A 10,652-nucleotide genomic window follows, 5' to 3' on the forward strand; every position below is an offset into this window, starting at 1 on the left:
TGCTGGAGTGGACTCGCACGGCTCCTGGACCTCACCTCTCACCGCCGACGCCGTCGCCGCGGCGGCACTGCGGTTGACCGCCGTCGCCCTCGACGGGGAGGGGCGTACGTGGTGGTCCGAGGGCCGTCCCGCCGAGGGGGGCCGGGTGGCCGTGATGCGCCGCGACCCCGACGGCGGGGTCGTCGAGGCGACCCCGTCCCTGGACGCGCGGACCCGGGTCCACGAGTACGGCGGCGGCTCCTGGGGGCTGGTCCGGTCCGCGCAGGGCGAGGTCGGGGTCGTCGCGGCCTCGGCGGGCGACCAGCGCTGGTTCCACGTCAGCGCCCCGCACCGCGCGCCGCGCCCGCTGACCCCGGCCGACGGGGTCCGCTACGCCGATCCCGTGCAGGTGGGGGACGGGGTGGTGCTCGTCGCCGAGGACGTCTCCGGTGAGGTCCCCCGGCGCGCCCTCGTGCACGTCCCGCTCGACGGTTCCGGCCCGCGGGAACTCTTCAGCGGGCCGCGGTTCCTGGCCGCGCCGCGGCTCTCCCCGGACGGGACGCGACTGGTCTGGATCAGCTGGGAACACCCCGACATGCCGTGGCAGGCGACCCTGTTGTGGGAGGCCTCCGTCGTCGACGGGGGACTGCGCGACGTGCGGGTGCTGGCCGGGCAGGACCAGCGGCAGTCCCTGGTCCACCCGGGTTTCGCCCCCGACGGCACCGTCCTCGTGGTCAGCGACCGCGACGGCTGGTGGAACCTGCACGAAGTGGTCGACGGCGGGCTGCGTCCGGTGCTGCCCGAGGCCGCCGAACAGGGTTTCCCGCCGTGGGTGTTCGCGACGACGTCCTGGGCGGCGCTGGACGCCGAGCGGATCGCGCTGATCCACGCGGCCGACGTCGGGTACCGCCTCGACGTGGTCCACCGGGGTTCCGGGGAACTGCACCGCCTCGACCTGCCGTTCACGGCCTGGACCCCGGTGCTCGCCGCCGTGGACGGCCGGATCGCCGCGATCGCGGCCTCGCCGACCACCCCCGCCGCGGTCGTCCTGCTGGACCCGGCGACCTCGGCCGTGGACGTCGTGCGGTCGGCCGCCGCGGCACCCGACCCCGCCTACCTCCCCGTCCCGCGCCCGCTCGAGGTGTCCAGTTCCGGGCGGACCGTCCACGCCCACCACTACCCGCCGACGCACCCCGACCACGTGGACGGCGGGCCCGCCCCGCACGTCCTGTTCGTGCACGGCGGACCCACGGCGCAGTCGCAGGCCGCGTACTCGCCGGAGGTCGCGTTCTTCACCTCCCGCGGCATCGGGGTCGTCGACGTCCAGTACGGCGGGTCCACCGGGTACGGCCGCGCGTACCGCGAGGCCCTCGACGGCAACTGGGGGATCGTCGACGTCGAGGACTGCGCCGCCGTGGCCCGCCGGCTCGTCGCCGACGGTCTCGCCCCGGCCGGGCAGGTGGGCATCCGGGGTGGCAGCGCCGGCGGATTCACCGTCCTCGCGGCATTGACCGGGACCGACGCGTTCTCCGCCGGGACCTCCTACTACGGGGTGGCGGACCTGCGGGCGCTGGCCGCCGAGACCCACGACTTCGAGTCCCGCTACCTCGACTCCCTGGTCGGTCCGCTGCCCCAGGCCGAGGCGGTGTACGTCGAGCGGGCGCCGCTGTCCCACGTCGACGACCTGTCCTGCCCGGTCCTGCTGCTGCAGGGAGCCGACGACCCGGTGGTCCCGCGGGCCCAGGCCGAGGCGTTCGCCGACGCGTTGGCCCGCAAGGGGTTGCCGCACGCGCTGCTGGTGTTCCCCGGTGAGCAGCACGGGTTCCGCCGGGCCGAGAACGTCGTCGCCTCGCTCGAGGCGGAACTGTCGTTCTACGGGCAGGTCTGGGGTTTCGTCCCGCCCGGCGTCCCGCGGCTGCAGCTGCGCTGATCAGCGCGCCAGGAGTTCCAGGGTGTCGACGACCCGGTTCGAGAAGCCCCACTCGTTGTCGTACCAGGCGACGACCTTGACGTGGCGGCCGTCGACCCGGGTCAGGGCGGAGTCGAACACCGCGGAGGCGGGTCGGCCGGTGATGTCGCTGGACACCAGGGGTTCCTCGGAGAACTCGAGGATCCCGTTCAGGGGCCCGTCGGCGGCGGCGCGGTAGGCGGCGAGGACCTGCTCGCGGGTGACGTCGCGGGCCACCGTGGTGTTGAGCTCGACGATCGAGCCGACCGGCACGGGGACCCGGATCGAGTCGCCGGACAGCTTCCCCGCCAGGTTCGGCAGGACCAGCCCGATGGCCTTCGCGGCGCCCGTCGTCGTCGGGACGATGTTCACCCCGGCCGCGCGGGCGCGCCGCAGGTCGCGGTGCGGGCCGTCCTGCAGGTTCTGCTCCTGGGTGTAGGCGTGGACGGTCGTCATGAACCCGTGCTCGATCCCGGCGAGGTCGTCGAGGACCGAGGCCAGCGGGGCCAGCGCGTTCGTCGTGCACGAGGCGTTGGAGACGATCGTGTGGGCCTGCGCGTCGTAGGCGCCGGTGTTCACGCCGTAGGCCAGGGTCACGTCCGCACCGTCGGCGGGGGCGCTGACCAGGACCTTGCGGGCCCCGGCCCGCAGGTGGGCCCGCGCGGCGCCGGCCGCGGTGAAGCGTCCCGTCGACTCCAGGACGAGGTCGACCCCGAGTTCCGCCCAGGGCAGGTCCGCCGGCTCGCGTTCGGCGAGCACGCGCACGCGCCGCCCGTCGACGACGAGGTCGGAACCCTCGACCTCGACGGTGCGGTCGAACCGGCCGAGGGAGGAGTCGTAGCGCAGCAGGTGCGCCAGCGTCCCGGGGGCGCTCAGGTCGTTGACGGCGACGAGTTCCAGGTCGCTCCCGCGGGTGAGGAGGGCGCGCAGGGTGTTGCGGCCGATGCGGCCGAAACCGTTGATGGCGATGCGGGTCATGCCTCGAGGTTCGGTGTTCCGCCGGCGCGCGACCAGTGGCCGCAGCGACACCGGCCGCAAGGATCCCGCCAGGGTCAGGGGGCGAAGGTGTGCCGGTAGGCCGTCGGGGAGGTCCCGAGGACCCGCCGGAAGTGCAGCCGCAGGTTCGCGCCGCTGCCCAGCCCGACACGGTCGGCGATCTGCTCGACGCCGAGGTCGCTGCGTTCCAGGAGTTCCCGCGCCGCGTCGATCCGCGTCCGCAGCACCCACTGCATCGGGGTGTACCCGGTGCCCTCCAGGAACCGGCGCGAGAACGTCCGGGCCGACACCCGCGCGTGACGGGCGAGCGCCTCCAGCGTCAGCGGTTGCCCGAGGTGGCGCAGCACCCACTCCCGGGTGCCGGCGTAGAGGTCGTCGACCGGTTCCGGGACGCTGCGCGGGACGTACTGGGCCTGGCCGCCGCTGCGGTAGGGCGCGGTGACGAGGCGACGGGCGGTGTGGTTCGACAACCCGACGCCGTGGTCGCGCCGGACCAGGTGCAGGCACAGGTCGAGCCCGGACGCCGCGCCGGCGGAGGTGAGGACGCTGCCCTCGTCGACGAAGAGGACGTTCTCGTCGACCCGGACCGCGGGGTGGCGCTGCGCGAGGGCCCGCGCGTAGTGCCAGTGCGTCGTCGCGCGCAGGCCGTCCAGCAACCCGGTGGCGGCCAGGGCGAAGGCGCCGGTGGAGATCGCGGCGAGGCGGGCACCGCGGGCGTGCGCGGCCCGCAACGCCTCGACCACCTCGGGGGCGGGACGGGTCGTCGCGGGGTCGCGGTAGCCGGGGACGAACACGGTGTCGGCCTCCTGCAGCGCCTCCAGACCCTCCGCGACCTGGTAGGCCAGCCCGTCCCCACCGCGGACGGCGCCCGGCCGCGCGCCGCAGACCCGGACCTCGTAGGGCATGCTCGGCCGCCGCGAGAAGACCTGGGCGGGGATCCCGACGTCGAGGGGTTTCGCGCCGTCCAGCACCAGGACGGCCACCCGGTGCGCTCCGCCCGTCCCCGCCACGGGTCGACGGTAGCTTGGGGGGGGTGGACGTCGACGCCTTCCGAGCGGTGCACGAGCACGAGTGGACGCGGTTGCGCCGCCTCGTCGGGCAGCGCCATCTCAACGGCCAGGAGGCCGACGAACTCGTCGTGCTCTACCAGCGGACGGCGACCCACCTCTCCTCGTTGCGCTCCGCGCAGTCGGAGCCGGTGCTCCTCGACGAGCTTTCCACCGTGCTGGTCCGGGCGCGGGCGCGGCTCACGGGATCGCGCTACACGGCCTGGCGCCAGGTCGTGCACTTCACGACGCGGGGACTGCCCGCGGCGTTGTGGCGGGTGCGCTGGTGGACGTCCGGGGCGGCCGCGTTCACGATCCTGCTCGCCGTCGTCTCGGGGGTCTGGATGGCCGGGAACCCCGCCGCCCAGGCGAGCCTGTTCGGCTCCGACGAGAACGTCCGCCAGCTGGTGAACTCCGACTTCTCGGGCTACTACTCCGAGTACGGGCACGCGTCCTTCGCCGGGAGGGTCTGGACGAACAACGCCGTCGTCGCCGCGACCTGCATCGCGCTGGGCATCACCGGGGTCTTCGTCGTGGTCGCGTTGACCCAGAACGCCGTGAACGTGGGGCTGCAGGGCGGCCTGCTCATCGAGAACGGCCGCGGTGAGCTGTTCTTCGGGTTGATCCTGCCGCACGGTCTGCTCGAGCTGACCGCGGTGTTCGTGGCCGCCGGCGCGGGGATGAAGTTGTTCTGGGCGTGGGTCTCTCCCGGCGCCCGCACCCGCTCGCAGTCGTTGGCCACCGAGGGCCGGGCGATGATGGGCATCGCCCTCGGCCTGGTGTTCGTCCTGTTCGTGTCGGGACTCATCGAGGGTTTCGTCACCCCCTCGGGCCTGCCGACGTGGGCGCGGATCGGCGTCGGGGCGCTGGCCGAGGTCGCGTTCCTCACCTACGTCCTCGTCCTGGGCCGACCCGCGGCCCGGGCGGGGGAGACCGGCGACCTCGAGGAACGCTTCGCCGGCGACACCGCGCCCGTCAGCGCGTAGCTCAGCCGCTGCCCAGCAGGCTGCGGGTGAGCGACTCCGCGTCGGAGAGCAGTTCGTCCAGCGCCGCCCGCACGTCCTCGTCGCGGACGTCGTGACCGGCCTCGGCCCCGAACAGGACCGCGCGGCGCAGCAGTTCCTTCGCGAAGCTCGCCGTGACCCCGGCGCTCCGGGCGGCGGCGTCGCGCAGGACCTCCTCCGACACCCCGAGCCCGCGGGCGTAGAGGCGGAACAGCTCCAGGCGGGCGGCCTCATCCGGCAGCGGGACCTCCACGGCCAGGTCGACCCGGCCCGGGCGTTGCGCCAGCGCCCGTTCCAGCAGGTCCGCCCGGTTCGTCGTGAGCAGGAACGCGACGTCGGCGTCGCCGTCGAGGCCGTCCATCGCGTCCAGCAGCTCGAAGAGCAGCGGCCGCTCGCCGGGGGAGTGGCCGCGGTCCTCGGCTACGAGGTCGCAGTCCTCGAGCACGACGATCGCGGGCTGCATCGCGCGGGCCAGGTGCGCGGCCAGCGTCACGAAACCCAGGGTCTGACCGGCGAGCAGGACGACCGTCGTCCCCTGCGCACGGGCCACGAGGTGGCGCACGGTGAGCGTCTTGCCGGTCCCGGGCGGGCCGTAGAGCAGGATCCCGCGCTTGAGGTGCTGGCCCGCCCGTGCCAGCTGCTCGGCGTGGGCGCCCACCCCGACGACGTGGCGCGCGATGCGTTCCAGCGCACCGTCGGGGAGCACGACGTCACCGGCCCCCACGGTGGGACGGTGGACGAAGGTGATCCCGGAGTTGTTGTGCTCGTAGGGCGACCCGGAGAACGACAGCACCTGACCCCGCAGGACGCTGTGCTCGATCATCAGCCGGCGGACCTCGGCGATGAACTCCGGGACGAGGCCCTCCTCCGGGCAGGCGACCTCGAACCCCGCCGGGTGCCCGCTGTGCCGTTGCGCCGAGCGCTGCAGCACCGCGACGGGCTGCCCGTCGAAGTGCAGCATCCGCACCCCGAACGCGACGACGCGCCGGGTGGTGTCCGGGCCGGTGGGCAGGTTCACCCGGTCCACGGCGCCGGTGCCGAACCGGCCGAAGACCCCGGACAGGAAGTCGGAGAACCCCTGGTGGTTGCGCTGGTCGCCACCGCCGATGCCGACGACCTCCTCCTCGCCGCCGCGTTCCGCCAGCAGCGTCAGGGCGATGTCGAGGTCGACGTACTGGTGCTCGGGGACCTCCTCGCGCACCACCGGCACCTGCTGGGCAGGGACGCCCAGGAAGGCGCCCACCACGTCCCCGACGGCGGGCCGGGACTCGTCCGCGTCGACCTGCTGGGAGTGCACGACGTCGTCCAGGAACGTCCGGATCGACCGGGCCAGGTCACGGGTCTCTGCGTCCATGCCCTGATCGTGTCGGGGGGCTCGGACACTGCGCCACCGACTTCCGGAAACCGGTCAGGTCCACCCGCGAACGGTCCGGGTGGACGCGGTTCGTGAGCAGCACCCGACACGTTCCCCGCACCGGGTCCAGGAGCAGCGACGTCCCGGTGAACCCCGTGTGGCCCAGGTGGTCCGGGGTCGGCATCCAGCTCGGGTCACCCACCCGCAGACCCTCCCCGGAGCTCATCCGCCGCCACGACCCCTCCGAGAGCAGGGTCCGCTCGAGCAGGCCCCGACCCAGGGCGTGCACCTCCTCGGCGGTGCCGAACAGCCCGGCGTTGCCGGCCGGGCGCCGCAACGAGGCCGCGAACTCGTCGTGCACCACACCCCGCGGGGTACCCGTCTCGGTGGCCGGGACGGGCTCCGCCACCGGCCAGAAGAGCGGCCCGCCCAGTCCCAGGGGGTGCGTGACGAACTCCTCGAGCAGGGAGTCCAGTCCCTGCCCGGTCGCCTCCTCGGCCAGGTGCCCGGCGGTGACGTAGCCGACGCAGGAGTAGCGGAACTCCGCCCCCGGCGCCGACTCCAGCGGCGCGTCGAGGGCCCGCTGCAACCGCTGCGCCGGTCGCAGGTCGGTGCGGCGCCAGACGTCGGACACCGCGGGCAGACCGGAGGTGTGGGCCAGCAGTTGCCCGATCGTGAAACCCCGCTCGGTGGGGCGGTCGAGGTCCAGGGCACCGACCTCGGCCAGGGAGTGCACGACGGTGGCGGTGAAGACCTTGGTCAGCGAGGCCAGGTCGAAGCGGGTGGCCGCGGTGACCGGGGTCGGGTCGTCGTGCGCCAGGGTTCCCGCCACCGCCCGCTGCACGGGAGCGCCGGGGGTCGAGGACACCGCGCTCGCACCGGAGAACAACCGGTCGCGGAGACCGGCGGCGAGGGCGGCGCTGAGCTCCACGTCGCGATCCTCCCACCCCGGCCCGTGATCCCCCGGGATCACGGGCCGGGGGTGGTGGGGCGGGACCAGGTGTCCCACAACCGCGCGTAGCGGCCACCGAGTTTGAGCAGCTCGGCGTGGCTGCCCAGCTCGGTCACCTGCCCGCGTTCCACGACGGCGATGGCGTCGCACACCGCCGCCTGGGACAGCCGGTGCGCGACGACCAGCGCCGTCCGTCCCGCCACGACCGCCACCGCGGACTGCTCCAGGTCCCGCGCACCCGCACTGCCCGCCTCGGCGGTGGCCTCGTCCAGCACCACGACGGGCGGGTCGCGCAGCACGATCCGGGCCAGGGCCAGCTGCTGCTGCCGGGCGGGGGACAGGGGGAGCTCGCCCGGCCCGACCCGCGTGCCCAGCCCGTCGGGCAGCGCCTCGACCCAGTCCTGCGCGCCGACCACGGCCAGCGCCCGGTGCAGGTCGGCGTCCGTGGCGTCGGGACGGGCCAGCGTGAGGTCCTCGCGCAGCGTACCGGTGAAGACGTGGGACTCCTGGGCGATGACCCCGATCCGCTCCCGGACCGCGACGGCGTCCAGTTCGTCGAGGTCGGCGGCGCCGGACCGGCCCACCAGGGTGATGGTCCCGCCGCTCGCGGGGAACACCCCGCCGACGACCGCGGCGAGCGTCGTCTTGCCGGCCCCGCTCTCGCCGACGACGGCCAGCGAGGTCCCCGCGGGGACGTCGAGGTCGATGCCGCGCAGGACGAGGTCCTCGTCGGCCCCGGAGTCGGAGTAGCTGTGCCGGACACCGCGGATGCGCAGGGAGACCGCTTCGCGGGGGGCCCGGGCCAGGGCCGCGGGATCGGCGTCGGGTGCGACGGGCAGGTCGGTGACCCCCACGAGACGCCCCAGCGCGGCGGCCGCGCGCTGCACCTCGTCGAAGCTCAGCAGCAACGACCCCAGCGGCCCGAAGAGCCGGTGGAAGAGCAGGGCCGCGCCCGTCACGTCACCGACGCTGACGTCCCCGCCGCGGACGAGGAGGAACCCCGTGAGCAGCAGGCTGCAGAGCCCGACCGCCTCCGCGCCGTTCATCGAGACCGACAACCGGGCGAAGGTGGCGAGCGCGGCCAGCGACGCGCCGATCGTGCGTTCGGAGGCGACCTCCACGCGGGCGCCCTGCAGCTGCGCCATCTCGTAGGCGTGCACCGTCGAGGCGCCGTGGAAGGACTGCAGGACGACCGTGGAGCGCTGCGCGGCCACGGCCCGTTCCCGCGCGTAGAGCGGTCCGGCCTTCGGGAGGTAGTCGCGCAGGCTCAGCGCGTAGACCGGGAAGACCACGCAGAACGCGAGGGCGAGGCGCCAGTCGAGGGAGACGAAACCGACGGCGGAGAGCAGGACCGTCAACGCCGAGGCCAGCACCGTCGCCCCGAGCTGGACGGAGGAGGTGAACAGCTCGACGTCCTCGGTGACCCGGGAGGCGACGTCGCCGGAACCGGCGCGTTCCAGGACGCGCGGCGACATCCGCAGCGAGCGCTCCACGACCTGCTCGCGCAGGTCGGCGGCGATGCTCGCGCCGAGGCGCTCGGCGTCGCGACGGGCCAGGGCGGTCACGACCGCGGTGGCGACCGCGGTCACGGACAGCCACACCAGGACGGGCGTGAGCGACGTGCCCGTCCGCACGACGTCGACGGCGCGACCCAGCAGCAGCGGCAGCGCGACCGTCCCGGCACTGGCCAGCGTCGTGGTGACCAGGGCCGCCGCGAGCTCGCCGGGGTTGCGGGTGGCCGCGCGGGCCAGCACGGTGGCGCTGCGCCGACCGGTGGCGACGGGCAGGGCGTGCGAGGTGCTCACCGCGTCACCGCGCTCGCGTAGTCGGGGTCGGTGAGCAGCTCGGCGTGGCTGCCGGTGCGGTGCCGGCCGTCGCCGGTCAGCAGCACCACCCGGTCGCAGCGGGCCAGCAGCAGCGGGGACGTCGTGACGAAGACCGTCGTCCCGGTGCCGGCCCGCAACCGGCGGATCCCGGCCGCGACACGGTCCTCGGTGACGGCGTCGAGGGCCGTCGTGGGGTCGCGCAGGACGAGGACCTCGCGGTCGGCGGCCAGTGCCCGGGCCAGGCCGATGCGCTGGCGCTGACCCCCGGAGTAGTTGCCCCCACCGTCGGTGAGCGGGGTGTCGAGGTCGTCGGGGGCCGCCGCGGCGTCCAGCGCGAGCGCCAGGGCGACCCCGCGGCCGGCCGGGGCGGGTCCGGAGTCGAGGGCGTCGGCGAGGGTGTCGCCCAGCAGGTGCGTCTGGGCGGGCTCCACCAGGGTGCCCGCCCCCGCGGCGAGCGCGGCCGTCACGGCGTCGGCGGTCGCGGTGTCCGTGGTCACCACCCCGAGGACCTCCCCGGGCACGGTCCGCACGCCCCGCACCGTCGCCGTCGCCGTTGCCGTCGCGGTCGGGAGTGCGGGGGCGCTCGCGGGCACCTCGAGGATCGAGGCGACCCGACGCGCGCTCGCCCGGGACACCGCGAGCTGCTGGACGCACGAGCTGACGTTGCGGACGGGGTCGGCCAGGAAGCTGGCCATGCCCACGACGGTGACGAACTCGCCCACGTCGAGGCGACCCTGCTGGACGAACGTCCCGGCGACGGCGGCGGTCGCGACCAGGACGGCCCCGGTGGCCAGGGTGCTGACGCCGACGACGACCGAGGTCCCCGTCGCGGCCTGGACCGCCGCGTCCCGCGAGGTGCGGCTGGCGAGGTGGTAGCGGCGGACGGCCTCGGGGACCCCGCCGAAACCGCGTAGCGGCCGCAGCCCGTTCAGCAGGTCCGCGGCGACGGCGGCGGCCAGACCGGCGCTGCGCTGGCGGGTGTGCATCTGCTTCTCCAGCCGCGGGGCGAGGGCCTGCAGGCCGAGGACCAGGACGGGGACGCAGACCAGGAGCCCCAGGCCCAGGGCGAGGTCGATGCGCAGCAGGACCACGGCCGAGACGAGCATCCCGAAGCAGCCCGCCGTGCCCCAGCTGACCAGGGCGAGGGACTCCGCCGCGTGCCGGGTGTCCGACGTCGCGATCGAGAGGGCCTCCCCGACCTGGCGTTCCCGCAGGACGGCGGGCTCGCGCAGCACCGCGCGGGCCACCGCGGTGCGCAGGAAGTGCGCCTCGGCGAACTCCGCCCGGTCGATCGTCCAGAACGCGAAGGTCCCCGCGCTGGTGAGGACCGCGAACAGCACCAGCACCGCCGCGATGGACACGACGATCGAGCGGGTGTCCCCGGTGCGCACGGCGCCGTCGACGACGGCGCCGATGGCGACCGGGACGAGGGCCTCGCAGGTCTGGTGCAGCATCGAGGACCCGCAGCCGATCGCGGCGGCGCGGGGGTGCCGTCGGAGGACGTCGACGACGGGGCGGGAGGACACGAGGGGTGACGCTAATCCACC

Annotated in this window: 8 protein-coding genes; 2 read left to right on the top strand and 6 right to left on the bottom strand. The window is 74.8% G+C overall.

The features are described 5' to 3' along the window. Positions 1 to 7: 7 nt before the first annotated feature. Positions 8 to 1,909 carry a S9 family peptidase gene (locus tag OG218_RS19860; RefSeq protein ID WP_328294955.1) on the top strand — a complete coding sequence of 634 codons (1,902 nt, stop codon included), beginning with the start codon at positions 8 to 10 and terminating at the stop codon, positions 1,907 to 1,909. Here the strand turns inward: OG218_RS19860 and gap are convergent, their stop codons facing one another. After that, a complete protein-coding gene (gene gap / locus OG218_RS19865; RefSeq protein WP_328294956.1) occupies positions 1,910 to 2,905 on the bottom strand; it encodes a type I glyceraldehyde-3-phosphate dehydrogenase in 996 nt (331 codons plus the stop codon). Between the two features lie 74 nt (positions 2,906 to 2,979). Continuing rightward, a complete protein-coding gene (locus tag OG218_RS19870) occupies positions 2,980 to 3,933 on the bottom strand; it encodes a GlxA family transcriptional regulator (protein WP_328294957.1) in 954 nt (317 codons plus the stop codon). A 23-nt stretch (positions 3,934 to 3,956) separates the two neighbouring features. Between OG218_RS19870 and OG218_RS19875 the strand changes: the two genes are divergently transcribed. Continuing rightward, positions 3,957 to 4,955, top strand: a complete 999-nt coding sequence (locus tag OG218_RS19875; RefSeq protein WP_328294958.1) for a stage II sporulation protein M — start codon at positions 3,957 to 3,959, stop codon at positions 4,953 to 4,955. A gap of 1 nt (position 4,956) precedes the next feature. Here OG218_RS19875 and OG218_RS19880 read toward each other — a convergent pair whose 3' ends face one another. Genes OG218_RS19880 through OG218_RS19895 form a run of 4 tightly spaced genes read right to left on the bottom strand, consistent with a single transcriptional unit; the run spans position 4,957 to position 10,631 of the window. Beyond that, positions 4,957 to 6,327, bottom strand: coding sequence for an ATP-binding protein (locus OG218_RS19880; RefSeq protein ID WP_328294959.1), 1,371 nt, complete (start codon positions 6,325 to 6,327; stop codon positions 4,957 to 4,959). After that, positions 6,308 to 7,258, bottom strand: coding sequence for a serine hydrolase domain-containing protein (locus OG218_RS19885; protein WP_328294960.1), 951 nt, complete (start codon positions 7,256 to 7,258; stop codon positions 6,308 to 6,310). The genes OG218_RS19880 and OG218_RS19885 overlap by 20 nt, the downstream gene beginning before the upstream one ends. 38 nt (positions 7,259 to 7,296) lie before the next feature. Then, entirely contained in the window at positions 7,297 to 9,084 is a 1,788-nt protein-coding gene (locus OG218_RS19890) for an ABC transporter ATP-binding protein (RefSeq protein WP_328294961.1), read from the bottom strand. Then, positions 9,081 to 10,631, bottom strand: a complete 1,551-nt coding sequence (locus OG218_RS19895; RefSeq protein WP_328294962.1) for an ABC transporter ATP-binding protein — start codon at positions 10,629 to 10,631, stop codon at positions 9,081 to 9,083. Before OG218_RS19895 ends, OG218_RS19890 begins: the two co-directional genes overlap by 4 nt. Positions 10,632 to 10,652: the final 21 nt, after the last annotated feature.

The sequence above is a fragment of the Kineococcus sp. NBC_00420 genome (assembly GCF_036021035.1).
In the GTDB taxonomy this organism is placed as follows: Bacteria; Actinomycetota; Actinomycetes; order Actinomycetales; family Kineococcaceae; genus Kineococcus.